Here is a 25,101-nt window from a genome sequence, read left to right as displayed (position 1 = left end):
GAATTCAGCTCTTGAGTTCCTCCAGCCCCGCGAAGAGGTCGAGAGCGTCCGGGTTCGCCAGCGCTTCCTTGTTCTTGACCGGTCGGCCGTGCACCACGTCGCGCACAGCCAGTTCGACGATCTTGCCGGACTTGGTGCGAGGGATGTCGGCGACGGCGATGATCTTCGCCGGCACGTGCCGCGGCGAGGCGCCGGACCGGATGCGGTTCCTGATCTCCCTTGTCAGTCCTTCGGTCAGCTCGACTCCGGAGGCCAGCCGCACGAACAGGACGACGCGGACATCGTCCTCCCAGTCCTGGCCGATGCAGAGTGCTTCGGCGACGTCATCCATCTGTTCGACCTGGTTGTAGATTTCCGCCGTGCCGATGCGCACGCCGCCGGGATTCAATGTCGCGTCGGAGCGGCCGTGGATGACGATGCCGCCATGCGGCGTCCATTCGGCAAAATCGCCGTGGCACCAGACGTTGTCGAAGCGGTCGAAATAGGCGGCTCGATACTTCGCACCGTCCGGATCGTTCCAGAACATGACTGGCATCGACGGAAACGCCCTGGTGCAGACGAGTTCGCCCTTTTCGCCGCGCACCGGCTTGCCTTCGTCGTTCCAGACATCGACGGCGAGGCCGAGGCCGGGGCCCTGGATCTCTCCGCGCCACACGGGCTTCAGGGGATTGCCGAGCACGAAGCAGGAGACGATGTCGGTGCCGCCGGAAATCGAGGCGAGCTGGACATCGGCCTTGATGCCGTCATAGACGAAGGAGAAGCCCTCCGGCGAAAGCGGCGAGCCGGTGGACGTGATGAGCCGCAAGGACGACAAGTCGTGCGTCTTTGCCGGGGTGAATCCACCCTTGCGCACGGCGTCGATATATTTCGCCGACGTGCCGAACACGGCGAAGCGTTCGGCGGCGGCATAATCGAAGAGCACGTTGCCGTCGGGGCAAAAAGGTGAGCCGTCATAGAGGCACAGCGTGGCGCCTACGGCGAGGCCCGAGGCCAGCCAGTTCCACATCATCCAGCCGCAGGTGGTGAAATAGAACAGCCGCTCGCCGTCCCTCAGCCCGCAATGGAAGCGATGTTCCTTGAGGTGCTGCAGCAGCGTTCCGCCGGCAGAATGGACGATGCATTTGGGTACGCCGGTCGTGCCCGAGGAGAACAGTATATAGAGCGGGTGGCTGAACGGCAGGCGCTCGAAGGCAAGCGGTCCGGCCTGGAATTCGGCGATGAAATCGGCAAGCGTCACCCCGCCATCGACGGTCGGCGCAAGCGCGGCACTGTCTCCCGCATAGGGAACGATGACGGTCGGCGCCCCGAGCGCCTTGGCCACCGCACGCACCTTCGCGTCCACGTCCTGCCGCTTGCCGTTATACCAGTAGCCGTCGCAAACGACGAAGAGCTTGGGGGCGATCTGGCCGAAGCGATCGAGAACGCCCTGCTCGCCGAAATCGGGCGAACAGGACGACCAGATGGCGCCGACCGAAGCGGTCGCAAGCATGAGGGCGATCGTCTCCGGCATATTCGGCATCATAGCGGCGACGCGGTCGCCGACGCCGATCCCCTGCGCCTTCAGCGCCTGTTGCAGACGCGACACCAGGGCGCGCAGTTCGTCCCAGGTCAGCCGATAGCTCACCTGGTCCTCGCCGCGGAAGATCAGGGCATCGCCGGTCCCCGACTTGCGCAGCAGGTTTTCGGCGAAATTGAGCTTCGCTTCCGGAAAGAAGCGGGCGTCGAGCATCCGGTCGCCGTCGACGAGCGCCCTTTCTCCGCCTTCGCCGATCACCTTGCAATGCTCCCATACGGCGGTCCAGAAATCGCCGCGCTCGGTCACCGACCAGTCGTGAAAGGCATCATAGTCGGGGAAGCTGCGCCCGAAGCGCTCCCCGCACCAGGCGATGAACTCAGCCATCGGGCTGCGCTCGAGAATTTCCCTGTCCGGAATCCATAAAGGCCGTTCTGCTTGCATGCTTTCCTCCGCTCTTCGGACTTTTCTATATCATGCTGCAGCGCGGAACAAACAGTGCGGATGCGGCTCCGCATGATCGCGACGGCGACATTTCCATGTCAGTGGCATTTGCATTATGCAGGCCGAAGTCCTATCCAAGCGGCTTACCCGAGGCGATGGCAGTCCGACCGAAATGACGAGGAAGATGTTCCAGATATTGGGCGGTTCGCGCCTGTGGGCGCGGCTTCGCCGGCGCCACCTCGTTTGGTCGGCCGCCATAGGCATCGCCCTCGCCGCCGCATACAATGCTGCGCTGCCGCTCGTGGTTTCGACGACCGAGGCCCGCGCGGCGATGGAGCGGATGCTCGACGACTGGTCGGGCGGGAAAAGCAAGATCAGCGGCGAGCCGGAAGTCCGGTTCTGGCCGGAACCCGTGGTGACGCTCCCCGCAACGACGATCGTCTCCACCGGACCCGAACCGCGCCCGCTTGCAGAGATCGGCCGCATCACCGCTTCGTTCAGCCTGCTTTCCGCACTTCGTGGCGAACAGGCTCTTGACGAGATCACGCTCGTCGATCCGGTCCTCACGCTCGAGCGCGGGGCCGACGGCGCGTTCAACTGGCAAAAACCGGACTGGCTGGTGCCGCCGGGCAATACCGTGCCGCGTGACGAGGCTCCCTTCGGAGACATCACCATCGAGAATGGCCGCTTCCGCGTTGTCGACCACATGGCGCCAACCGGTGAGGGCATAGACGTCGCGGGGATTTCCGGTACCCTCAAATGGCCTTCCTTCGGAGGGCGGCTAAGCGCACAATTCTCCGCGCTCATCGGCGGCGAAGCGGTGGGCTGGGCCTTCGTATGCGAGGAGCCGCTCGCCCTCTTTGCCAGGCGCAACGCCGCTCTCAAGACATCGCTCACCTCGGCTCCGTTGACCTTTTCGTTCGAGGGTACCGGCAATTTCTCGACCCAGCCTTTCGCCTTCGGCCATCTGCAGATGTCCGCACCTTCACTGGCAGCGCTTGCCGCGTGGTACCGCGGGGCTCCGGATGCGGGATTGCCTCCGGGCGGGTTCAGTATCGATACGAGGGTGACCACCGGTGAGACGGCGTTGAAGCTCGAGGACCTGCAGCTGGCGGTCGGCGAAGCCACGGCGACGGGCGTTCTGGATGTGCAATTGCCGTCCGGCAAGGAGCCGCGCGTGGAAGGCACGCTCGCCTTCGACCGGATCGACCTCAACGGCTTGCCCCTGGCAACGCTGAAGCCGGCGCAGGAGGACGGCCGCGGATGGCGGATGGCCCAGGCTCTTGTCGGGGGCTGGCGTCTGGATGTCCGGCTGTCGTCCCAGGAAGTCCTGGCCGGTCCGTTGCACCTGACCGATGTCGCTGCCGGGGTGATGATCGATGGAAGCCGGGTTTCGCTCGACATCGGCGACAGCACCTATGCGAATGGCAGGCTGAGCGGCCGCGCCGTGCTCTCGGAAAAAGGGCTGGGGCAAGGCGGCAAGCTGCAGATGAACCTGAAAGACGCCGACTTCGCTGCCGTCCTCGACAGCTTCGGCCTCAAGGGTCCCGTTCCGACCGGCCGGGGCGTTCTCAGCGTCGATCTTGCCACCGGCCGCCCCCTCTGGGAGACGGGGATCGCCGATGTCTTCGGCCGTCTCGATTATTCGCTCACCAACGGCAGGCTCGCCGATTTCGACGTTCACGCCTTCACCGATCTCGTGCGCAAGGGGGAATTCTTCTCCCTGTCGCAGGCAAGCGACGGCACGCTCGAGTTCCACACGGCAGACATCGAGGCGAGCTTCGGCAGCGGCACCGCACGGCTGGACCGGGCCGCTTTCGTCGGCCCCGCCGGCAATATTTCGGTGACCGGCGTCATCCCTTATCGAAGCGGCAGTCTCGCCCTGGCGGGAACGCTCGCGGGCCCCGAGGCCGGCAAGGAGCCGCTGCAATTCTTCATCGGCGGGTCCTGGCCGAACGCAGTAATCTCACCGCTGTCGGTTCTCCTCAGTCCACAGTAACATCTTTGAGACAACGCACTTCCGGACGGAAAACCGTTACACACTTTTCGTGGAAGTGCTTTGAAGCCTGTTGAGATTTTCGCAGCGGCTTGTTTGATCTCCTCACCCCTGTGCTCGTGAGAGATGAGGAGGAAAAATAGATGGCACTCCTCCGAGCAGCCGTCACAAACGCGAGATGAACCCCAACACGCCCTCGCTCAACCAATCGCCGCGAAGGCTGCTCGCTCGTCCTTTTCGCGCTGGACTTCACGACGCTTCGTGACGATCGATGCGACGATCACACCCAAAGCGACGATGCCGATCAGGATCGTGCAGATGGCATTGATTTCCGGCGTCACCCCCAGGCGGACCTGGCTGTAGATCTTCATCGGCAGCGTCGTGGCGCCCGGCCCGGTCGTGAAGCTTGCAATCACGAGATCGTCGAGCGAGAGCGTGAAAGCGAGAATCCAGCCGGAAAAGACGGCCGGCGCGATCACCGGCAGCGTGATCGCGAAGAAGGTCCTGACCGGGGTCGCGCCGAGATCGAGCGCCGCCTCCTCGATCGACTGGTCGAAGCTCAGAAGACGCGACTGGACCACGACCGCGACGAAGCACATGGTGAAGGTGATATGGGCGAGCGTGATCGTCCAGAAACCGCGGTCGAACCCGATCGCCACGAAGAGCAGCAGCAGCGACAGGCCGGTGATCACCTCCGGCATCACCAGAGGCGCATAGACCATGCCGGAAAAAAGAACGCGGCCGCGAAATCGGGTGTAGCGCACCAGCGCGAGTGCCGCCAGAGTTCCGAGGACGGTCGCACAGGTCGCCGAAAGGAGCGCCACCCGGATCGTTACCCAGGCCGCGTCCAGAAGGCCCTGGTTATGCCAGAGCTGACTGTACCACTTGGTCGAGAAGCCCGCCCAGACGGTGACCAGTTTCGACTCGTTGAAGGAGAAGATCACCAGGAGCACGATCGGCAGATAGAGAAAGCCGAAGCCTAGAACGACCGAGGCGATGTTGAAACGGGACCACTTCTCCATAGCTCACCTCCCCTCGCCGTCGGTTCTGGCCTGAATGTTCTGGAAATAGACGATGGGTATCACCAGGATCATGAGCAGGATGATCGCCACGGCAGACGAAACCGGCCAGTCGCGATTGGAATTGAACTCGCTCCACAAGGTCTTGCCGATCATCAGCGTTTCCGAGCCGCCGAGGAGGTCGGGAATCACGAACTCGCCGACAGCCGGAATGAAAACGAGCAGGCAGCCGGCCACGACGCCGGGGAGCGACAGGGGAAAGGTCACGCGCCAGAAGGCGGCGGCAGGCGTGCAGCCGAGGTCCTGGGCGGCTTCGGTCAGCGAATGGTCCATCTTCTCAAGGGCCGAGTAGATCGGCAGCACCATGAAGGGCAGATAGGAATAGACGATGCCGATATAGATCGCCCAATTGGTGTTGAGGATGATGAGCGGCTGATCGATCAGGCCGACCGCCGACAGAAACTGGTTGAGCAGGCCCTCCGGCTTCAGGATGGCGATCCAGGCATAGACGCGGATCAGAAAGCTCGTCCAGAAGGGCAGGATCACCATCATCAGCAGCGTGGGTCGCAGCGAACGCGGCGCCTTCGCCATGCCGTAGGCGATCGGATAGCCGATCAGGAGCGTCAGCAGGGTCGAGATGGCGGCGATGACGACGCTCGATATATAGGCGTTGAAATAGAGGACGTCCTCCGTCAGCCATACGTAATTGTCGAGCGAGAATTCACCGAGCTTCTCCACGATGCCGGAAAGGCCGCCCGCCAGGTCGAAGACAGGCATATAGGGCGGCATCGCGACGGCCGTCTGCGACAGCGAGATGCGGAAGACGATGAAGAAAGGGATGAGGAAGAAGAACAGGAGCCAGGCATAGGGAATGATTATGACCAGGCGGCTGACGATGGCTGAGGCGAGTTTCGCCATGGCTTCAATCCTTCAAAACGACGCCCGCATCTTCACCGAAGGAGATCCAGACCTGCTGGTCGTAACCGAGCGGGTCCTCGACCGCCCGCGCCGCGTTCAGCGATGACGCCTTGACGACCTTGCCGTCCTTCAGCCGGATGTGAAAAACCGTCATATCGCCGAGATAGCCGATGTCCCATATCTCGCCCTCGGCGGCGTTCACCGGCGCATGCGCCGGCGGCTGTCGGCCAATTCTGATCTTCTCGGGCCGGATGGCGACGGCCGCCTTTGCGCCGTTTCCCGGCGTTTCCGGCGACGCCATCCGGACCGGTATACCGCCCGTCGTCTCGACACGTATATAGCCGTCTCCGGCCGAGGTGACCTTGCCGTCGAATATGTTCACGTCGCCGATGAAATCGGCGACGAAGCGCGAATTCGGCGCTTCGTAGATCTCCGCCGGCGTCGCCACCTGGACGACCTTGCCGTGGCTCATGACCGCGATGCGGTCCGCCATGGTCATCGCCTCTTCCTGATCGTGGGTGACGACGACGAAGGTGAGGCCGAGTTCCTGCTGGAGGTCCATGAGCTCGAATTGCGTTTCCTCGCGCAGCTTCTTGTCGAGCGCGCCGAGCGGCTCGTCGAGCAGCAGCACCTTCGGCCGCTTTGCCAGAGAACGGGCAAGGGCGACGCGCTGGCGCTGGCCGCCGGAAAGCTGATGCGGCTTGCGCTTGGCGAACTTCTCCAGCTTGACGAGCTTCAGCATCTGCGCGACGCGTTCGGCGATGTCCGCTTTCGGCATTCCGTCCTGCTTCAGGCCGAAGGCGACGTTGTTTTCGACCGTCATGTGCGGAAACAGCGCATAGGACTGGAACATCATATTGACCGGACGGCGGTAGGGCGGGATGCCCGCCAGGCTCTGGCCGTCGAGGATGATTTCGCCCGATGTCGGCTGCTCGAAACCGGCCAGCATCCGCAGGAGGGTGGATTTGCCGCAGCCCGAAGCGCCGAGCAGCGCGAAGAATTCGCGCGTGTAGATGTTCAGCGAAAGATCGTCCACGGCGGTGAAGTCACCGAACTTCTTGGTGACGTTCTTGACGGAAATGAAAGGCTTGGAGGCGGGGTCCGCCCATGGCGCGAAAGAACGCCGGATACTTCCGAGAGACTTCATCATCTATCCTCGAATGGCACAGCCCATACGCAATGGACGGCGCCGACACGTCGAGAGTTGAGCGCAGAAACATGCAGAAAATTGCCCGGATTTGAGGTCCGGGCAATTCGTTTTCCTACTGACCAGTGACGATCTTGGTCCAGAGCCGGGTCAATACCCTCTGCTCCTTGGCCTCGAAGGGCGTGGTGGTGAAGAGTTTCTGCATCACGGCATCGGATGGATAGATGGCGGTGTCTTCGAGCACTTCCTTGTCGAGGAACTCCTGCGAGGCCTTGTTGCCGTTGGCGTAGAACACATAGTTCGAGGCCTTGGCGATGACTTCCGGCTTCATCATGTAGTTGATGAACTCATGCGCCTCGGCGACATGCGGCGCATCGGCGGGGATAGCCAGCATATCGAACCACATCTGCGCGCCCTGCTCCGGGATCGAGTAGTCGACGGTTACGCCGGCCTTGGCCTCGGCCGCCCGGTCGCGCGCCTGGAAGACGTCGCCGGAAAAGCCGACGGCGAGGCAGATGTCGCCGTTCGCGAGCGCGTTGATATATTCGGACGAATGGAACTTGCGGATATTGGGCCGGACCTTCATCAGCAGGTCGGCTGCCTTTTCGAGGTCCGCCTGATCGTGGCTGTCGGGATTGAGCCCCAGATAGGCGAGCGCCGAGGGCATGATGTCGGTGGGCGAATCGAGGAGATGGATGCCGCAGTCCTTGAACTTCGCCGCAATCTCCGGGTCGAAAATGACATCCCAGTTCGGCTTCTCGTCCGTGCCGAGAATCTCCTTCATCTTCTCGACATTGTAGCCGATGCCGGTCGTGCCCCACATGTAGTCGACGGCGTATTCGTTGCCGGGATCGTACTGCGCGGTACGCTCCATGACCATGTCCCACATGTTGGAAATGTTCGGCAGTTTCGACTTGTCTAGCTTCTGGAACACCCCGGCAGCGATCTGGCGCTGCAGGAAATAAGCGGTCGGAACGACGACGTCGTAACCGGAGCCGCCGGCGAGCAGCTTCGTTTCCAGAATCTCGTTCGAGTCGAACACGTCATAGACGACCTTGATGCCGGTCTCCTTGGTGAAATCCTCGAGGATACTGTCATCGATATAGTCCGACCAGTTATAGACGTTGACGACCCTCTCCTGGGCCGAAGCCAGCATGGTCGATCCCGCAAGCACCGCGGTGGTCAAGGTTGCGACGATGAGTTTGGACATGCAACTCCCCTCTTGATTATCGGCTCGGGACAGTAATTTCTTCTCCAGTGCCGTTACGCCCCGTCTTTTGATCGTGCCGATGCGGAGGTTAGGCATCTTTCTCGATAAGCTCAAGGAGTTAGAGCGGTTCCAGGAAAAAAGTGGTTCGCGGTTTTTCACCCGAAAATTCCCTCCTCTTACCGCACTCTGTCCTTGTCGCAGGGATGGGGAGCGCTTCGGGGAGTTGCTGGCGTCATGACGACATCAGCCTGCGGATTGCGTGCCATTTCGCGCGGCCTCACTGAAAGTCGAAGACGCTCAGCCCGGTGGCCATCTCGTCGAGACCGAGCGGTCGGGTGATCGGCGGTTCGGCGCGCGCCAGGCACCCCTGCCGCTCGCAAAGCCGGCAGGCCGGACCGATTGCGATCGCCGGCACGACCGCGGCGGCGCCATAGACCATCTCGCTCGCGAAGGCGGCCTCGCAACCGACGAGGATCGCCGTGCGCCGAACCCGTTCGTGGAAGGCGGCCTGCGGACCGTCAACGGTGCGTGCGACAGTGATGAATTCGGTGCCGTCAGGCATTCCGACGCGATCGACGAGAACCTGGCCGGGCACGGCAAAGGCAGCCTGGACGTTGAGCTTGGGACAGCCGCCGCCGAAGCGGGCATGGGGAAATCCCTGCGCTCCGGCGCGACGCAGCCTGTTGCCGGCGCTGTCGATCTCGATGAGAAAAAACGGAACCCCCGCCGCACCGGGCCGCTGCAGCATCGTCAGACGGTTGGCGACCTGCTCGTAGGAAACCTGGAAACGCGCCGCCAGGACAGCCACATCGTATTTCATCCGCTGCGCGGCGGCGAGAAATGCCGCATAGGGCATCATCAGCGCATGGGCAGCATAGCGCGCGAGTTCGAAGCGGCCGATGCGCCGCGCTTCGGCCGTGGTAAAGCGGAACTGCTCGAGCTCGGCGGCAATCGCCTCATGGCAGGCGATCGAAGCCACCTCGATCGCGATCTCGCGCAGCTGATCGAAGGGCGACAGGCGTTCGGAGACGAAGAGGCGCATCGAGTGGCGGTCGAAGCGGCGGCGCAGGGTGGGCATCACGTGCACCGGCAGCGTCCGCACCGCCAGGCCGTGCTCCCTTCTGAGCCAAGCCTTCATTGCGCCTGAAAGATCGTCTCCGGGCGAGAGGCTTGCATGCAGGGCCTCCGCCGCCTCCTCTATGCGGGCGAAGTGATTGGCCCGTGCCTCGAAAGCCTCGCGGACTTCGTCCATCGGCAGGCGCGTATCCGCAAGTGCCGCCATGTGTCCCTCGCCCGCCAGCAGGGCGGCGAGATCCCTCAGCCGCGACGCCTGTTCGCGGTAGGCGCGATGAAGTTTGACGATGCCACCGGAGACGTTCGGCGCCGCTTCGGCGACCTCCACCAACTCCTGATCCCCCGGCAGTTCGCCGGCAAGCAGCGGATCGGCAAAGACCTCGCGCAGCTGCGCAAGACCGCTGCCCGCCTCGCCCTGGAGCTCTTCGAGGTCGACCTTGTAGACGGAGGCCAGTTTCAAGAGCAGCTGCACCGTCAGCGGCCGCTGGTTGCGCTCGATGAGGTTCAGATAGGAAGGAGAGATGCCAAGCGCCTCGGCCATGGCCGTCTGCGTCAGCTGAAGGCCGTTTCGAATTCGCCTGACCCGCGGCCCGGCAAAGATCTTGTTCTCGGCCATTTGTAATTCCCTTTACAAATTCGGCAAATGATCCGCTTTGACATTTTTTACAAGTTTACTTCCGCATACTGTCAAAGGCAAGACAAGCTAACCCGTTTTCAGCCGCTAGCTACGGGAATTCGATAGCAGGTTTATGCAGCGCAATGTAAAAACTGTCACATGATCTTTCGGCCTAGAGGCGCCGAAAGACGAAAGCCGAAGACGAAGCGATTTCACCAGGAGGCAAGTATGACTGATTTTTACAAGCTCGTTCCCAATGCGCCGGTGGGGCGCTTCGACGGAATCGAGCGGCCCTATTCCGCCGAGGACGTGAAGCGGCTCAGGGGCTCGGTGGAAATCCGTTATTCGCTTGCCGAATTGGGTGCGAACCGCCTCTGGAAGCTCATCCATGAGGAGGACTTCGTCAATGCACTCGGCGCGCTTTCCGGCAATCAGGCGATGCAGATGGTGCGCGCGGGCTTGAAGGCGATCTATCTCTCCGGCTGGCAGGTCGCAGCCGACGCCAACACCGCTTCCGCCATGTATCCGGACCAGTCGCTCTATCCGGCCAACGCGGCTCCGGAACTTGCCAAGCGCATCAACCGCACGCTTCAGCGCGCCGATCAGATCGAGACGGCGGAAGGCAAGGGTCTCTCCGTCGATACCTGGTTCGCTCCGATCGTCGCCGATGCGGAAGCCGGCTTCGGCGGACCGCTCAACGCCTTCGAGATCATGAAGGCCTTCATCGAAGCGGGTGCGGCGGGCGTCCACTACGAGGACCAGCTCGCGTCGGAAAAGAAGTGCGGCCATCTCGGCGGCAAGGTGCTGATCCCGACCGCGGCGCATATCCGCAATCTGAACGCGGCACGGCTTGCCGCCGACGTAATGGGTACGCCGACGCTGGTCATTGCCCGCACCGACGCGGAAGCGGCGAAGCTGCTCACCTCCGATATCGACGAGCGCGACCGCCCCTTCGTCGACTACGATGCCGGCCGCACCGTCGAGGGTTTTTACCAGGTGAAGAACGGCATCGAGCCCTGCATCGCCCGCGCGATCGCCTATGCGCCGCATTGCGACCTCATCTGGTGCGAGACCTCCAAGCCCGACCTGGAGCAGGCGCGCAAGTTCGCCGAAGGCGTGCACAGGGCGCATCCGGGCAAGCTGCTCGCCTATAATTGCTCGCCGTCCTTCAACTGGAAGAAGAACCTCGACGATGCGACGATCGCCAAGTTCCAGCGCGAATTGGGCGCCATGGGCTACAAGTTCCAGTTCATCACGCTCGCCGGTTTCCACCAGCTGAACTACGGCATGTTCGAACTGGCGCGAGGCTACAGGGACCGGCAGATGGCGGCCTATTCGGAACTGCAGGAAGCGGAATTCGCAGCCGAAGCCAACGGCTATACGGCGACCAAGCACCAGCGCGAAGTGGGGACCGGCTATTTCGATGCCGTGTCGGTCGCGATCACCGGCGGCCAGTCGTCGACCACTGCCATGAAGGAATCCACCGAGCACGATCAGTTCCGCCCGGCAGCAGAATGAACGAGCGGGACGCGCGGCCCCCCTGCCCCGCCGCGCGTCCCCAACCAGACCTCGAAACTGAAGCGGGTCGAAGAAGTCCCCCGCACCCATCGCCCAAAGGAGCACTCCGATGACTGTACAGACACGCGTCAAGGAACGGGCCGAGGAACAATCGTCGGCCATGACACCGGAACAGCAGGCGGCGATCCGCATGGTCGCCAACGACCTGCACCGCCTCAACCAGGCCGTCATGAAGGCCGTGGACGCCGGCGTTTCCGTCGAACTGGTCCGTTCGGCCCGCCATCACGGCGGCGACGGCAACTGGGGCGATCTGCTGATCCCCGTCATCGTCACCCAGGGACGGCACTGATGGCTGTCGTCACCTGGACAACGGTAGCACTCATCCTTTCCGCCCTGAGTTGCAGCCACTTCAACAGGCAGAGGACGGCGGTCCGCGAGGTCCGCACCGGACGAGGTCGACACAAATGAAACGTGACCGGCCGGCCGCAGCGCCGGCCGGTCCCGTTTGGAGGCTCATGCCGAATTGCGCGGCGGGCGCTTGCCGGCAAAAAGGTCCGTATGGCTGCGCAGGAAACGCGTCATCCGGTCTACGACGGTGCGGATGTCGCGCCTGTAGCGATCCTCGTTGTTCATGACGATCCACTGCCGGTGTCTGAGCGGCTCGATCTCGTCTCCCACCCGCTCGAGCAAGGGATCGAGATCGCCGACGAAACAGGGCAGCACCGCCCGTCCCGCGCCGGCTCGCGCGAGATCGAGCAATGAGCGAGGCCGTGTGACGGTTGCAACGATCCGGCCCGGCGCATGCTCGTGCGGCCATCTCAGATAGGACGATATTGCCTCCTCTTCGGCGACTGCGACCCAGCGTTCCACTCCGCCCGGCGTGTTCTTCTGCCGGTAGGCGGCATAGGCGACTTCCCCCACCGGCCGCGCCGCAAGATAGCTTTCCTCCGGTTCGAAGGCACGGATGCCGATATCGCTTTCGCGATAGGCCAGATTCGCTCGCGCCTCGCCGATCGTCAGAGAAAGGCCGAAAGCGTCCCTTTCCGTGCAGATGGCGGGAAAATTCTCGCCAATCAGCCAGGAGACCCATGTGCCGGCCGCGATGCGGACAACGGTCGCCCCCTCGCCCTCCTTCTGCCAGCTTTCGACCTTGCGGGCCGCCGCCTCCATTTCCTGCAGCTGTTCGAAGAGAAAGCGGCCGTCTCCCGTCAGCGTGTAGCCGGTCTGGCTGCGGATGAAGAGCGAGCGGCCGGTGCGCTCCTCGAGCTCCAGCATCCGGCGGCCGACCGTCGCGGGGCTGAGCCCCGTCGCCTGCGCCGCCCCGGTCAACCCGCCGGTACGCGCCACCGTGACGAAGCAGCGGTATATGTCCCAGTCGGTGTTTTTCATAGCTGAAAAACATATGGGGAAATCGGCTGTATGTAAAACAATTCCGGATGCATAAAAAAGGGGATGCCCAAGAATGAAGGAGCATCACCATGGATATGATGGCAATGGCACTGCTGTTCGATATGGCTTCGAGGAACCGTCCCTGGGACGAGAGGTTCGAACCCCCACCGCAGAGCCGTCGGCGGCCCTTCGCGAAACGCCTGCTTGCGGCAGTGTTCCGCAAGCGGCAACCGGCGGAGACAAGCGATGGTTGCGGCGGCAGCTTTACTGTTTCCTGCGCCGGCGGCGCCAAATGAAAGCGCCGCGCATGCGGGATGCGCGGCGCCATTCGATGCGTTTGAATCCGGCTATGCCGCCCGGTAGCTGTGGTCGGCTGCGGCCGCCGGCTCGAGCCGGAACTGCTCGACGAGCATCATCAGCGTATCCGCCTGATTGGCGAGCGCCCGGCTGGTGCCGGTCGCCTCCTCGACCATCGAGGCGTTCTGCTGCGTCATCTGGTCCATCTGGTTGACGGAACCGTTTACCTCGTTCAGGGCCGCAGCCTGATCGCGGCTGGCCGTGGCGATCATCTCGACATGCTGGCTGATCGTGACGATCTCGGCGCTGATCGAGGCGAGCACCGCGCCCGTTTCCTTGACGAGACGTGAGCCGGAACTCACCTCTTCGGTCGATTTGTCGATCAGCCCCTTGATCTCTCGCGCCGCCTCGGCCGAGCGCTGCGCCAGTTCGCGTACTTCCTGCGCGACGACGGCAAAGCCCTTGCCCGCCTCGCCGGCACGCGCCGCTTCGATACCGGCATTGAGCGCCAGAAGGTTGGTCTGGAAGGCGATATCGTCGATCACTTCGATGATCTGCTCGATCTGACGGGAGGCCGCCTCGATGCGTCCCATGGCGGCGACGGCGCTGGTGACGACCGTTGCCGAACTGTCGGCGCTCCGCTTCGTATGAGACACGGCCTGGTTCGCCTCGTGCGCCCGCTCCGCCGAGGAGCGTACCGTCACGGTGATCTGGTCGACGGCCGCGGCAGTCTCCTCGAGCGAGGCGGCCTGAGCCTCCGTCCGTTTCGACAGCGCGTCGGCGGACCGATGCATGTCGGCGCCACCCTGCTGGATCGCCTGGGCATTGGCGCGAATCTGCGCCAGCGTGTCCTGAAGGCGGACGAGCGATCCGTTGAAGTCCAGCCGCAACTGTTCGAGGCGGCCGGCGAAGGGCACCTCGATCTGACGCGACAGGTCTCCCTGGGCCAGGCGTCCGAGTCCGGCTGCGAGCTCGCTCACCGCAAGGTCGATCTGCCTGTCGAGCTCGCGCTTCTCCGCATCGTTGCGGCTGCGCTCGGCTTCCGCGCGGGCACGCTCTTCGGCGCTTTCCGCCTCGATGCGCACCTTGGAGAGCGCATTTTCCTTGAAGACGCCGAGAGCACGCGCCATGTCGCCGATCTCGTCGCGGCGCGTGCCGCCGTCGATCGACGTATCGAGCGCGCCGTCCGCCAACCGCCGCATGGCGGCCGTGATCTGGCCGATCGGCTTTTTCAGCGTGAGCGTGAGCGCGATGCCTGCCAGAAGCGCGATCACGACGCCGGTGATCGTCGCCGCAACGGAGATCTGATTGGCTTCCGCGCGTTCGCTGCCGGCGGCGACCTTCTGCTGCTCGGCAAAACCGGTGAGATCGCTCCAGATCTCGTTGATCGCGGCGCCCGCGGCCTCGAATTCGACAGTGCGCTTATCCGAGATCTCGACCAGCGCAAGGCCATCCTTCTTCATCCCCTCGATGATCGGCAGAAGTGCGCCGGCGGCCTGATCGAAGAAGGTCATGCCGCTCGCGATGCCGCGCAGAGTGGTGAGGTTGGACTGGACTGCAAGGAACTTGTCGAGGAGTTTTTTGCGGCTTTCCTCGCTCGTCGTTCCGAGAAATGCCGCGGCGGCGATCTGGATGTCCGTAAGCGATGTGGAGAGCCTGCGTGTCGCGGTCAGCACCGACTCGGTGCCCGCGATCTTGCCGTCGAGCTCGCTGAATATCTGCGTCGCCTCGCGCATCTTGCCGACCGAAGCTGCCTCCAATCGGAAACTGGCGGTGCGGAAACGGTCGACATATTTGGAAAGGCCGGCGAGCGTTTCGGGGCCGGGCGGCGCCTTGATAAGGGCGCCGATCGTCCCGGAAGCAGAATTGACGGTTTCGGCAAGAGATTTCTCGCCCTTCGGCAAAAGCACGAAGATATCCCGTTGCGTGCGGCCTATGGCCGGGTAGTGGCCCTCTGCGACCTTGAGCTTCTCCTCGACCGTTATCGCCCCGCTAACCTCGGTCGCGAATTCGGCATAGAAGCGGCTGGCGCGCATGAGTTTTTCGGCGTTGCGCAGCATCGTCTTCGCCGCATTCTCGTCCTTGCGCACCGCGTATTGCAGCCGGTTCGCCTCGTCGTTGATCTTCGCCTGTTCGGCCGCCAGGCGCTCCAGACCGGCCCTCGTCTCGGCCCGGAGCTTCTGCTCGCCTTCATGCAATGTCCAGAGCCCGTCGATGCGCGTCTCGATGTCGCTGGTCGCGGCAATGGCGGCAGCCAGCTCGTCTTGGCCGTTTCCGTCCGCAACCTGCGCCGCAGTTTCGGCCAGGACTTCCTTCTGCGTGACGATTGCATCCTTGAGCATCCGGCGACTTTCGTCGGTCGTCCGCTGCAGGAAGCTGTTCATCTGGGCATAGACGTCCTTGAAGCCGCTCAGCGTCTTGAGGACGCTGTTCGAAATCTCCATGCGGCCCTGCAGCAGTCCGGAGGCATAGAGTCCGGTTATCCCGACGGCCGAGATGCTGACGACGAAGGGCAGGATGAAGAACAGAACCTTCGTCTGAATCTTGAAGCGGGCAAGTATCCTGTCGATGAGCATGGAAAACACCTTGGCTACAGCGCGCGTTCGCCTCCCCGATGGCTCGAAGCGCTCCGGGGCGCGTCAGGTGAACGCACCAAAGGCGCTCGGGCGCCACCCGATGCGCAAACAGGCTGATGTTTTTCGGAAAGTCATGCGGCGCGCGCCGCCAGCCCGCCAGCAGTCATTGCGGGACCGCGCAGCCGACTTGGCGGCGAGGACCTGGCGGTGCTCATTTGCTCGCCATAATCGTTTCAAACGATTAAGAATTCCATAAGCGGAATTGGCCCCGTGCGGACGGAATACCGGTCCCCCGGCGTATCGACGGGATTCGTCGGAAGCGACGCTTTAAAGCCAGGAAAAGAGAGCAACGGCCGTGACGGCAAACAGAGCGAGCGTCGCGAGGTAAGCCGTCAATTCGTTCTGCCCGCGGCTTTTCTCTGCGCGGGCTATGGCTATTGCACGGGGACGGCGGCGTTGCTGGTTCATGGCCTCTTGTCCTTGTCGCTGCAGCACCGAGCGTCTCGGGCGCGCAAAGGTCGCTGCAGCACTACGAGTTGCCGGCAAAGACCGGTCTGCCTTTGCCGTTACGATCATGGTGCATCCATCCTGCGGCTGAAGAAAGTCCCCGAAATGGAAACAATGTGGTTTCCGCTTGTTGACTTCCGCTGCCTTCGCGGCTGTCGCGCCATGATAAACAGGTTCAGTAATTTCCGTTATATTTCCCTTAAGAATGGCTGAAGAAGCAAATCACCAATTTTGCCGCACGGTTACACGTCTTGACCGGCGACGAAGCCCGACGCCCAGGCCCATTGGAAATTGTAGCCTCCGAGCCAGCCGGTCACGTCGACACACTCGCCGACGAAGTAGAGGCCGGGGATCTCGTTTGCCTGCATGGTCCGGGAGTCGAGCGCACGCGTATCGACGCCGCCGAGCGTGACCTCGGCCGTCCGGTAGCCTTCCGATCCCGCCGGCTTTACCGCCCAGGCCTGGATGGAGCTGGAAAGCGCGTCGATCGCCTTGTCGGAAAGGTCGGCAAGCATGCGCCCCGTCAGCTTCGCTTCGTCCGCGAAGAACTGCGCGAGCCGGCGCGGCAGGATGTCGGCAAGTGCCGTCTGGACTGCCTGGCGGCCGTTCGTCCGGCGCATTCCCTTGAGGATCGAGGCGATATCGATGTCCGGCATCAGCCGGAGGACGATCTCCTCACCCTCACGCCAATACGATGAAATCTGCAGGATAGCCGGCCCGCTCAAGCCGCGATGGGTGATGAGGACAGCTTCGCGGAAGGCGGCCTTCCCGAACCGCGCCTCGGCATCGGCCGCGACGCCGGCAAGCACGCCGAGCTTGGTGAGCTGCGCCTGGTCGAGTGTCATGGGAACCAGTGCCGGGCGGGTTTCGACAACTGGCAAGCCGAACTGCTCCGCGATGCGATAGGCAAGACCCGTCGCTCCCATTTTCGGGATGGACTTGCCGCCGCTTGCCACGACCAGCGAGGCGGCGTCGACCGCGCCGGCGCTCGTCGTCACACGGAACCCGGAGGCGGTCCTCTCAACCCCCCCGATGCTGGTTTCGAGCCTCAGTTGCACTCCCGCTGCCCTCATCTCCGCCATCAGCATGCGGATGATGTCCTTGGCCGAATGATCGCAGAAGAGCTGGCCGAGCGTTTTCTCGTGCCAGTCGATGCCATGGCGCTCGACCAAAGCGACGAAGTCCTGCGGCCGGTATCGGGCAAGCGCCGACTTGCAGAAATGCGGATTACCGGACAGGAAGTTTCTGGGGGACGCATGGATATTGGTGAAATTGCAGCGGCCGCCGCCGGAGATGCGGATCTTCTCGCCGGGCGCCCGGGCGTGGTCGATGACGAGCACCCGGCGCCCGCGCTTGCCCGCCTCGATGGCGCACATCATGCCGGCGGCGCCCGCCCCGATGATCACCACGTCCTGCATTTGCGCCACGGAAGCTCCCTTCTGTTTCCGTATCCTCCTTTCCGGTGAGCAGGGCGAAAGTCAATCGCGTGCATCTAGCTAATTGCCGAACTGCGGCTATGATTGCGCTATCCGAAGCCAAACCCGGTGATTTATGTCTTCCAAGAGAAGTGTTGCCCAAGAGACAGCAAAGGTCAGCAAGAGTTCGAAGATACCCCTCGCCCTGCATGCCGCCCGTGGCGTGAAGACCTGGACCGAAGCGGTCGACTGGCTCAAGATCCGCGGCATCGAAGATATCGAGTGCATCACGCCCGACCTTGCGGGCGTCGCGCGCGGCAAGATGATGCCGACGTCCAAGTTCACGTCCAATACCTCCCTTGCCTTGCCCTCGGCGATCTACCGGCACACGATTTCCGGCGAATATCCGGAGGAGACCGGGCAATTCCGCTATGATTCCCGCGACAGCGACATCAAGCTCGTTCCGGACCTGTCCACCCTTTCCATCGTTCCATGGGAAAGCGACCCGACGGCCCAGGTCATCTGCGACATCGTCGGCTCCCAGGGCGAGCAGATCAGCTATACGCCGCGCAACGTGCTGAAGCGCGTCATCGAGCTCTACCGGCAGAAGGGATGGAAACCGGTGGTCGCGCCGGAGATCGAATTCTATCTCGTCGCCCAGAACGACGATCCGGACTATCCGCTGCGGCCGCCGAAGGGCCGGTCCGGCCGTTCGATCCTCGGCGGCCAGGGCTATTCGATCGCCGGCATCAACGAGTTCGACGAGCTCATCGACGACATCTACCATTTCTCCGAAAAGCAGGGCCTCGAGATCGATACGCTGATCCACGAAGAGGGGCCGGCCCAGCTTGAGATCAACCTCAGGCACGGCGATCCCATCGAGCTCGCCGACCAGGTCTTCCTTTTCAAGCGCACCATCCGCGAAGCTGCGCTGAAGCACGGAATCTATGCGACATTCATGGCGAAGCCCATGCAGGGGCAGCCCGGCTCCGCCATGCATATCCACCAATCGGTGGTCGACATCGAGAGCGGCCGCAATATCTTCTCCAATCCCGACGGCTCACCCTCCCAGGCGTTCTTTTCCTTCATAGGCGGCATGCAGCTTTACGTCCCGCGGACGTTGTCGATGATGGCGCCCTATGTGAATTCCTATCGGCGCCTCACGCCGGACATGTCCGCGCCGGTCAACACCGCCTGGGGCTATGACAACCGGACCACGGCGTTCCGCATCCCTGTCTCGGATCCGGTCGCCCGGCGCATCGAGAACCGCCTGCCGAGCTCGGATGCCAACCCCTATCTGGCGCTCGCGGCCTCGCTCGGCTGCGGCTATCTCGGCATCATCGAGGGCCTGCAGGCGACACCCCCTACGGAACACACCGCCAATGAGGGCGAAATCGAACTGCCGCGAGGGCTGCTCGAGGCGGTTTCGCTGCTCGAATCGGCTCCCGCGCTGGCGGAGGTCTTCAGCGCCGAGTTCATCGCCATCTATGCCGGCGTGAAGCGTGGCGAGTTCGAAACCTTCATGCAGGTCATCAGCCCGTGGGAACGCGAGTTCCTGCTCCTGAATGTCTGATCCGGAATAGGTTTCCATGACTTGGCAAAGCCCGATTTCGCCCGGATATTCCTGGTACGAGGCGACGACTCCCGAGCGGCCCGCCTTCCCGGTCATGCCGGGCTCCCGCAAGGCCGACATCGCCATTATCGGCGGCGGCTATACCGGCCTGCAGGCCGCCTGCAATCTCGCCCGGAGCGGGACGGACGTCACCCTGATCGACGCCTGCCGCTTCGGCGACGGCGCCTCGGGCCGCAATGGCGGGCAGTTCGGCACCGGGCAACGTGTCTGGGCCGACGAAACGGAGGAGGTGCTCGGCCGCGAATGGGCGCAGCGGCTCTTCGATATGGCCGAGAACGCCAAGCGCTATGTCCTGGGATTTGCCGAAGAGCACGCGATCGACATCGAATTCATGCCGGGCCAGCTCTCGGTCGGCCACAAGGCAAGCCTCGAAAGGGACTATCGCAACCACGTCGAGGCGATGACCGAGCGCTACGGCTATCCGCACCTTTCCTTCATGGATCGCGAGGAAACCGTGAGCCGGCTCGGCTCCAGCCATTACCACTTCGGTATCCGCGATACCGGGACCGGCCACATCCACCCGATGAAGCTGGTTGTTGGGCTCGTCAGAGAGGCGGCGCTCGCCGGCGCCAATCTCTACGAGGGCACGAAGGCGCTCAAGATCGAGAAGAAGGGCGGCGCGGTCGTCATCGAGACGACGAGCGGCACGATCACGGCCGACCGGGCGCTGATCGCCTGCAACGGCTATATCGGCAATCTCGAGCCCGTGACCGCGAGCCACGTCATGCCGATCCGCTCCTTCATCGGCGCGACGACGGTGCTGCACGGCCATGCCGGAATTCTGCCGGGGGGCGAATCGGTCGACGATTCGCGCTTCGTCGTACGCTATTTCCGAAAATCGAAAGACGGGCGGCTGCTCTTCGGCGGGCGCGAGGCCTACACTGCCGACAATCCGCGCGACATTTCGGCGCACATACGCCGGCAGATCTGCGAAATCTACCCGGATCTCGCCGATGTGGAGATCACTCACGCCTGGGGCGGCTCGGTCGGCATCACCATGCCGCGCCAACCCTTCTGCCGCGAGGTCATGCCGGGAGTCACCACGATCGGCGGTTACTCCGGCCATGGCGTCATGCTCGCCAATTATTGCGGCAAACTCTATGCCGAGCTCGCGCTCGGCAAGTCCACCGAACTCGATCTGCTGAAGCAGCTCAAAATACCGGCCTTCCCCGGCGGAACGCGGTTCCGCTCGGCACTCCTGTTTCTGGCGCTCAGCTGGTACGCACTGCGCGACCGGTTCTAAAGGGAAGGCCCTCCGAGATTCCAGACGGTGGGCGCAAAGTCCTTGAAATGCTGCATATTTCTGTTCCCCGGGCGGTGATGATATAAGGAACGGTGTGTCGGCAGCCGTGCGGCCAGCCATTTTGTTGCGGTGCACCCTAGCCATTTTAAATCGATTAGATTATACCAGCCCAGACCTCAACGAGATCGAGACATCCCATGAGCAGCCAGATCATTCCCGTCGAACCGTTTGACTATGTGGTGTTCGGGGGCACCGGCGATCTTGCCGAGCGCAAGCTGCTGCCGGCCCTCTACCACCGTCAGATGGAAGGCCAGTTCACGGAGCCGACGCGGATCATCGGCGCCTCGCGCGCGAGCCTTTCCCATGACGAATACCGCAAGTTCGCGAGCGATGCCCTGAAAGAACACCTGAAGGCCGGGGAGTTCAACGAGGCGGAAGTCGAGAAATTCACCTCGCGTCTCTACTACGTCTCCGTCGACGCCAAATCCGAGCAGGGCTGGGACGATCTGAAGAAGCTCCTGGAAGAGGGCAAGGACCGTACCCGTGCCTTCTATCTCGCCGTCGGACCGGCGATCTTCAGCGACATTTCCGAAAAGATCCGCGATCACAAGCTCATCACCAGGAACACCCGCATCGTCGTCGAGAAGCCGATCGGCCGGGATCTCGCTTCCGCGACGGAGCTCAACGACACGATCGGAAAAGTCTTCCGCGAAGAGCAGATTTTCCGCATCGACCACTATCTCGGCAAGGAGACGGTGCAGAATCTGATGGCGCTGCGCTTTGCCAACGCACTGTACGAGCCATTGTGGAATTCCGCCCACATCGACCACGTGCAGATCACCGTTTCCGAAGCCGTCGGGCTCGAGAATCGCGCAGGCTACTACGACAAGGCGGGCGCGCTGCGCGACATGGTGCAGAACCATATCCTTCAGCTCCTCTGTTTCGTCGCCATGGAGGCGCCGACGTCGATGGACGCGGAGGCCGTGCGCGACGAGAAGCTCAAGGTGCTTCGCGCGCTGAAGCCGATCACCGCCTCCAATGTCGAGCAGGTGACGGTCCGGGGCCAGTACCGCGCGGGCGCATCGTCCGGAGGCCCGGTCAAGGGTTATCTGGAAGAGCTCGAAGGAGGCGTTTCCAACACGGAAACCTTCGTCGCGATCAAGGCCGAGATAAGCAATTGGCGCTGGGCAGGCGTGCCCTTCTATCTGCGTACCGGAAAGCGCATGGCGGGCCGCATGTCGGAGATCGTCATCACCTTCAAGCAGATTCCGCACTCGATCTTCGATCAGAGCGCCGGCCGCATTTCGGCCAACCAGCTGATGATCCGCCTGCAGCCGAATGAAGGCGTCAAGCAGTCTCTGATGATCAAGGATCCCGGACCGGGCGGCATGCGGCTGAGAAACGTGCCCCTGGACATGAGCTTCGCCGAGGCCTTTGCGGTTCGCAATGCGGATGCCTATGAACGCCTGCTGCTGGACGTCATCCGCAACAACCAGACCCTGTTCGTGCGCCGCGACGAAGTGGAAGCGGCCTGGCAATGGATCGATCCGATCCTCAAGGCCTGGGAAGCAACCGGACAGCAGGTGCAAGGCTATACCGCCGGAACCTGGGGTCCGAGCCAGTCGATCGCGCTGATCGAGCGCGACGGCCGTACCTGGAACGATGCGATCTAGGGCCGATCATGAGCGCGAACATGCACATATTCGAAAATCCGTCCGCACTGGCCGAGGCCCTCGCGGATGACGTGGGTGCAAGGCTCGCCGCTGCGATCGCTGCGAGAGGCACCGCAAGCTTCGCGGTATCGGGCGGCTCGACCCCGAAGGCCTTTTTCCGGTCGCTGTCGCGTCGCGAGCTCGATTGGTCGAAAGTGACGGTCACCCTCGTCGACGAGCGTTTCGTGCCGCCGGAAAACGAGCGTTCCAACCATCGCCTGGTTGCCGACAACCTGCTCAAGGACGAGGCTGCACAGGCGCGTTTCGTTCCGCTCTATCACGCGGCCGAGACTGCGGAAGCGGCGGCGGCGATCGCGAGCGAGAGGACGGCAAGTCTCGGCGCACCCTTCGATGTCGTGGTGCTCGGCATGGGCACGGACGGGCATACGGCCTCGTTCTTTCCCGGGGGGACGCGCCTTGAAGAGGCGCTCGACCCCACGACGCCGCGCGGCGTGATCACCATGGAAGCGGAAGGGGCGGGCGAACCCCGCCTCACCTTCACCTTCTCCAGCCTGCAGGATGCCGGCTATCTGGTGCTGCATATCGAAGGCAGCGGCAAGAAAGAGGTGCTTGCCCAGGCCCAGGCGCCCGGCGACGAGGCAGAGATGCCCATCCGGGCCGTGCTTCGGCGGGCCACATCGCCGCTGCAGATATACTGGGCGCCCTGAGGCGACCCGGAAAGCGCCGCAACGCTCCCCGCACGCTGTGGCGCTCAAAGCCGATGATCGATGAAGAAAGGAGTCGCAAGACTCCGGAAGAGGGATGTGTCCATGTCCGCCGATTCCCGCATAGCCGCCATTACCGCCCGCATCGTCGAACGCTCGAAGCCGTACCGCGAGCCCTACCTCGATCGCGTCCGCAGCGCTGCGACGAACGGACCGCACCGGACCGTTCTCGGCTGCGGCAATCTTGCGCACGGATTTGCGGTCTGTTCCCCCGCCGAGAAGGTGGCGCTTGCGGGCGACCGCGTCCCCAACCTCGGCATCATCACCTCTTACAACGACATGCTTTCGGCGCATCAGCCGTTCGAAACCTATCCGGCACTGATCCGGGAGGCCGCGCACGAGGCGGGCGGCGTCGCTCAGGTCGCCGGCGGCGTTCCGGCAATGTGCGACGGCGTCACCCAAGGGCAGCCCGGCATGGAGCTGTCGCTCTTCTCGCGCGATGTCATCGCCATGGCGGCCGGCATCGGCCTGTCGCACAACATGTTCGACGCGGCCGTCTATCTCGGCGTCTGCGACAAGATCGTGCCCGGGCTCGCGATCGCGGCGCTCACCTTCGGCCATCTGCCCGCGGTCTTCATCCCCGCCGGACCGATGACCACGGGCCTGCCGAACGACGAGAAGGCCAGGGTTCGGCAACTCTTCGCCGAAGGCAAGGTCGGCCGCGACGAGCTCCTGGAGGCTGAGTCCAAATCCTATCACGGCCCCGGCACCTGCACCTTCTACGGCACCGCCAACTCCAACCAGATGCTGATGGAGATCATGGGCTTCCATCTGCCCGGCGCCTCCTTCATCAATCCCGGCACGCCGCTTCGCGACGCGCTGACCAGGGAAGCAACGAAGCGGGCGCTTGCGATCACCGCGCTCGGCAACGAATTCACGCCCGCCGGCGAGATGATCGACGAGCGGTCGATCGTCAACGGCGTCGTCGGCCTGCATGCGACCGGCGGCTCGACGAACCACACGATGCATCTCGTCGCGATGGCCCGCGCCGCGGGGATCGTGCTTACCTGGCAGGACATTTCGGAGCTTTCCGATCTCGTGCCGCTGCTCGCGCGCGTCTATCCGAACGGGCTGGCCGACGTGAACCATTTCCACGCCGCAGGCGGCATGGGCTTCCTGATCGCCCAGCTCCTCAGGAAAGGCTTGCTGCACGACGACGTCCGTACCGTCTACGGGCAGGGGCTCAGCGCCTATGCGATCGACGTGAAGCTCGGCGAAAACGGCAGCGTCAAGCGCGAGCCTGCGCCGGAGACGAGCGCCGACCCGAAGGTGCTCGCGACCGTCGAGCGCCCGTTCCAGCACACCGGCGGCCTCAAGATGCTGAGCGGAAATATCGGCAAGGCGGTCATCAAGATCTCCGCCGTCAAGCCGGAGAGCCACGTCATCGAAGCTCCGGCCAAGATCTTCAACGATCAGGCGGAACTGAACGCCGCCTTCAAGGCGGGAAGGCTCGAAGGCGATTTCGTAGCCGTCGTGCGCTTCCAGGGGCCGAAGGCCAACGGCATGCCGGAACTGCATAAGCTGACGACGGTGCTCGGCATCCTGCAGGATCGGGGCCAGAAAGTCGCGATCCTTACAGACGGGCGCATGTCAGGCGCCTCCGGGAAGGTTCCGGCAGCGATCCATGTGACCCCGGAAGCGAAGGAAGGCGGCCCGATCGCACGCATCCAGGAGGGCGACATCGTCCGCATCGACGCGATCAACGGCAAGGTCGAGGTGCTCGTCGAGGACATCGCGCTGAAAACGCGCGTGCCGGCGCATATCGACCTCTCCGACAACGAATTCGGAATGGGCCGCGAGCTCTTCGCTCCGTTCAGGCAGATCGCCGGCGCGGCCGACCGCGGCGGAAGCGTGCTGTTTCATTAGGGCCTGTTGCGATTCATTTTGAGTTTATGACGGCTTCTGCGAGATCGATAATGGCGTTGAAGCTCTGGGCGGTTTTGGCGGCACGCAGGGCGATGCGCGTCTCATAAGACGCGCGGCGCTGTAGGAAACTTTTTGGAGGACTGCGACGTCTCCTCCCCTCATCCCTTATGTGGACGGCTCCCCCTTGCAAGTGTTTTTTGCAGATTTTTTGATCGGATCGCTTGCTTCCATATGTTCGGCCTTTCGGTGTGGCCGCACAGGGCCACTGGCCAAGATGGTTTCC

19 protein-coding genes and 1 pseudogene are annotated in these 25,101 nt (G+C 63.1%); 9 read left to right on the top strand and 11 right to left on the bottom strand.

Features of this window, described 5'->3' with window-relative positions; genetic code table 11:
• Positions 1–4 precede the first annotated feature (4 nt).
• On the bottom strand, positions 5–1,957 hold the full coding sequence (locus tag ACFHWW_RS13500) for an acetoacetate--CoA ligase (RefSeq protein ID WP_379938664.1): 1,953 nt from the start codon (positions 1,955–1,957) through the stop codon (positions 5–7).
• 172 nt (positions 1,958–2,129) lie between these two features.
• On the opposite strand from ACFHWW_RS13500, the gene ACFHWW_RS13495 reads away from it, so the two are divergent.
• Complete coding sequence (locus ACFHWW_RS13495; protein ID WP_379938662.1) at positions 2,130–3,956, top strand: AsmA-like C-terminal region-containing protein; 1,827 nt, start codon at positions 2,130–2,132, stop codon at positions 3,954–3,956.
• A 197-nt stretch (positions 3,957–4,153) separates the two neighbouring features.
• Here the strand turns inward: ACFHWW_RS13495 and ACFHWW_RS13490 are convergent, their stop codons facing one another.
• The 5 genes from ACFHWW_RS13490 to ACFHWW_RS13470 form a co-directional block, all read right to left on the bottom strand.
• Positions 4,154–4,975 carry an ABC transporter permease subunit gene (locus tag ACFHWW_RS13490; protein ID WP_100669509.1) on the bottom strand — a complete coding sequence of 274 codons (822 nt, stop codon included), beginning with the start codon at positions 4,973–4,975 and terminating at the stop codon, positions 4,154–4,156.
• Positions 4,976–4,978: 3 nt separating this feature from the next.
• Positions 4,979–5,890: an ABC transporter permease subunit gene (locus ACFHWW_RS13485; protein WP_018094269.1), complete on the bottom strand. Its 912-nt coding sequence runs from the start codon at positions 5,888–5,890 to the stop codon at positions 4,979–4,981.
• 4 nt (positions 5,891–5,894) lie between these two features.
• Complete coding sequence (locus ACFHWW_RS13480) at positions 5,895–7,037, bottom strand: ABC transporter ATP-binding protein (RefSeq protein WP_379938659.1); 1,143 nt, start codon at positions 7,035–7,037, stop codon at positions 5,895–5,897.
• A gap of 115 nt (positions 7,038–7,152) precedes the next feature.
• Positions 7,153–8,247 carry a polyamine ABC transporter substrate-binding protein gene (locus ACFHWW_RS13475; protein ID WP_018094267.1) on the bottom strand — a complete coding sequence of 365 codons (1,095 nt, stop codon included), beginning with the start codon at positions 8,245–8,247 and terminating at the stop codon, positions 7,153–7,155.
• Positions 8,248–8,524: 277 nt separating this feature from the next.
• The gene (locus ACFHWW_RS13470) at positions 8,525–9,937 is read right to left on the bottom strand and encodes a short-chain fatty acyl-CoA regulator family protein (RefSeq protein ID WP_018094266.1); all 1,413 of its coding nucleotides are present in this window, start codon (positions 9,935–9,937) and stop codon (positions 8,525–8,527) included.
• Positions 9,938–10,165: 228 nt separating this feature from the next.
• Between ACFHWW_RS13470 and aceA the strand changes: the two genes are divergently transcribed.
• Positions 10,166–11,455 carry an isocitrate lyase gene (aceA, locus tag ACFHWW_RS13465; protein WP_379938656.1) on the top strand — a complete coding sequence of 430 codons (1,290 nt, stop codon included), beginning with the start codon at positions 10,166–10,168 and terminating at the stop codon, positions 11,453–11,455.
• Between the two features lie 109 nt (positions 11,456–11,564).
• Entirely contained in the window at positions 11,565–11,804 is a 240-nt protein-coding gene (locus ACFHWW_RS13460) for a hypothetical protein (protein WP_003527087.1), read from the top strand.
• A 164-nt stretch (positions 11,805–11,968) separates the two neighbouring features.
• Here the strand turns inward: ACFHWW_RS13460 and ACFHWW_RS13455 are convergent, their stop codons facing one another.
• Positions 11,969–12,844 (bottom strand): LysR family transcriptional regulator, encoded by an 876-nt coding sequence (locus tag ACFHWW_RS13455; protein ID WP_379938653.1) that lies wholly within the window; start codon positions 12,842–12,844, stop codon positions 11,969–11,971.
• Between the two features lie 89 nt (positions 12,845–12,933).
• On the opposite strand from ACFHWW_RS13455, the gene ACFHWW_RS13450 reads away from it, so the two are divergent.
• Entirely contained in the window at positions 12,934–13,140 is a 207-nt protein-coding gene (locus ACFHWW_RS13450) for a hypothetical protein (RefSeq protein ID WP_100669521.1), read from the top strand.
• Between the two features lie 51 nt (positions 13,141–13,191).
• On the opposite strand, the gene ACFHWW_RS13445 is transcribed toward ACFHWW_RS13450, so the two are convergent.
• The 3 genes from ACFHWW_RS13445 to ACFHWW_RS13435 form a co-directional block, all read right to left on the bottom strand.
• The gene (locus ACFHWW_RS13445; protein WP_379938651.1) at positions 13,192–15,717 is read right to left on the bottom strand and encodes a methyl-accepting chemotaxis protein; all 2,526 of its coding nucleotides are present in this window, start codon (positions 15,715–15,717) and stop codon (positions 13,192–13,194) included.
• Positions 15,718–16,044: 327 nt separating this feature from the next.
• Positions 16,045–16,185: a hypothetical protein gene (locus ACFHWW_RS13440; protein WP_010968761.1), complete on the bottom strand. Its 141-nt coding sequence runs from the start codon at positions 16,183–16,185 to the stop codon at positions 16,045–16,047.
• A gap of 281 nt (positions 16,186–16,466) precedes the next feature.
• The gene (locus ACFHWW_RS13435) at positions 16,467–17,651 is read right to left on the bottom strand and encodes an NAD(P)/FAD-dependent oxidoreductase (RefSeq protein WP_379938648.1); all 1,185 of its coding nucleotides are present in this window, start codon (positions 17,649–17,651) and stop codon (positions 16,467–16,469) included.
• Between the two features lie 124 nt (positions 17,652–17,775).
• Here ACFHWW_RS13435 and ACFHWW_RS13430 point away from each other — a divergent pair, with 124 nt between their 5' ends.
• The 5 genes from ACFHWW_RS13430 (at position 17,776) to edd (ending at position 24,818) form a co-directional block, all read left to right on the top strand.
• Complete coding sequence (locus tag ACFHWW_RS13430; protein WP_379938646.1) at positions 17,776–19,212, top strand: glutamine synthetase family protein; 1,437 nt, start codon at positions 17,776–17,778, stop codon at positions 19,210–19,212.
• Positions 19,213–19,228: 16 nt separating this feature from the next.
• Positions 19,229–20,515 (top strand): NAD(P)/FAD-dependent oxidoreductase, encoded by a 1,287-nt coding sequence (locus tag ACFHWW_RS13425; protein ID WP_379938644.1) that lies wholly within the window; start codon positions 19,229–19,231, stop codon positions 20,513–20,515.
• 197 nt (positions 20,516–20,712) lie between these two features.
• On the top strand, positions 20,713–22,188 hold the full coding sequence (gene zwf / locus ACFHWW_RS13420; RefSeq protein WP_018094259.1) for a glucose-6-phosphate dehydrogenase: 1,476 nt from the start codon (positions 20,713–20,715) through the stop codon (positions 22,186–22,188).
• Positions 22,189–22,196: 8 nt separating this feature from the next.
• Positions 22,197–22,895 carry a 6-phosphogluconolactonase gene (gene pgl / locus ACFHWW_RS13415; RefSeq protein WP_379938641.1) on the top strand — a complete coding sequence of 233 codons (699 nt, stop codon included), beginning with the start codon at positions 22,197–22,199 and terminating at the stop codon, positions 22,893–22,895.
• Positions 22,896–22,997: 102 nt separating this feature from the next.
• The gene (gene edd, locus ACFHWW_RS13410; protein ID WP_275596749.1) at positions 22,998–24,818 is read left to right on the top strand and encodes a phosphogluconate dehydratase; all 1,821 of its coding nucleotides are present in this window, start codon (positions 22,998–23,000) and stop codon (positions 24,816–24,818) included.
• Positions 24,819–24,831: 13 nt separating this feature from the next.
• Here the strand turns inward: edd and ACFHWW_RS13405 are convergent.
• A pseudogene (locus ACFHWW_RS13405) lies at positions 24,832–25,101 on the bottom strand (hypothetical protein); the annotation flags it as partial.

The sequence above is a fragment of the Sinorhizobium sp. P24N7 genome, assembly GCF_042436655.1.
Classification (GTDB): Bacteria; Pseudomonadota; Alphaproteobacteria; order Rhizobiales; family Rhizobiaceae; genus Sinorhizobium; species Sinorhizobium meliloti_A.
This window is presented reverse-complemented; position numbering and strand designations above follow the sequence as displayed.

Coding starts and splice junctions, on each gene's coding strand:
- edd (WP_275596749.1), top strand. CDS start 22,998: ATGTCCGCCGATTCCCGCATAGCCGCCATTACCGCCCGCATCGTCGAA.
- ACFHWW_RS13470 (WP_018094266.1), bottom strand. CDS start 9,937: ATGGCCGAGAACAAGATCTTTGCCGGGCCGCGGGTCAGGCGAATTCGA.
- aceA (WP_379938656.1), top strand. CDS start 10,166: ATGACTGATTTTTACAAGCTCGTTCCCAATGCGCCGGTGGGGCGCTTC.
- ACFHWW_RS13460 (WP_003527087.1), top strand. CDS start 11,565: ATGACTGTACAGACACGCGTCAAGGAACGGGCCGAGGAACAATCGTCG.
- ACFHWW_RS13450 (WP_100669521.1), top strand. CDS start 12,934: ATGGATATGATGGCAATGGCACTGCTGTTCGATATGGCTTCGAGGAAC.
- ACFHWW_RS13475 (WP_018094267.1), bottom strand. CDS start 8,247: ATGTCCAAACTCATCGTCGCAACCTTGACCACCGCGGTGCTTGCGGGA.
- ACFHWW_RS13430 (WP_379938646.1), top strand. CDS start 17,776: ATGTCTTCCAAGAGAAGTGTTGCCCAAGAGACAGCAAAGGTCAGCAAG.
- ACFHWW_RS13480 (WP_379938659.1), bottom strand. CDS start 7,037: ATGAAGTCTCTCGGAAGTATCCGGCGTTCTTTCGCGCCATGGGCGGAC.
- ACFHWW_RS13455 (WP_379938653.1), bottom strand. CDS start 12,844: ATGAAAAACACCGACTGGGACATATACCGCTGCTTCGTCACGGTGGCG.
- ACFHWW_RS13490 (WP_100669509.1), bottom strand. CDS start 4,975: ATGGAGAAGTGGTCCCGTTTCAACATCGCCTCGGTCGTTCTAGGCTTC.
- ACFHWW_RS13440 (WP_010968761.1), bottom strand. CDS start 16,185: ATGAACCAGCAACGCCGCCGTCCCCGTGCAATAGCCATAGCCCGCGCA.
- ACFHWW_RS13425 (WP_379938644.1), top strand. CDS start 19,229: ATGACTTGGCAAAGCCCGATTTCGCCCGGATATTCCTGGTACGAGGCG.
- zwf (WP_018094259.1), top strand. CDS start 20,713: ATGAGCAGCCAGATCATTCCCGTCGAACCGTTTGACTATGTGGTGTTC.
- ACFHWW_RS13485 (WP_018094269.1), bottom strand. CDS start 5,890: ATGGCGAAACTCGCCTCAGCCATCGTCAGCCGCCTGGTCATAATCATT.
- ACFHWW_RS13500 (WP_379938664.1), bottom strand. CDS start 1,957: ATGCAAGCAGAACGGCCTTTATGGATTCCGGACAGGGAAATTCTCGAG.
- ACFHWW_RS13445 (WP_379938651.1), bottom strand. CDS start 15,717: ATGCTCATCGACAGGATACTTGCCCGCTTCAAGATTCAGACGAAGGTT.
- ACFHWW_RS13495 (WP_379938662.1), top strand. CDS start 2,130: ATGACGAGGAAGATGTTCCAGATATTGGGCGGTTCGCGCCTGTGGGCG.
- pgl (WP_379938641.1), top strand. CDS start 22,197: ATGAGCGCGAACATGCACATATTCGAAAATCCGTCCGCACTGGCCGAG.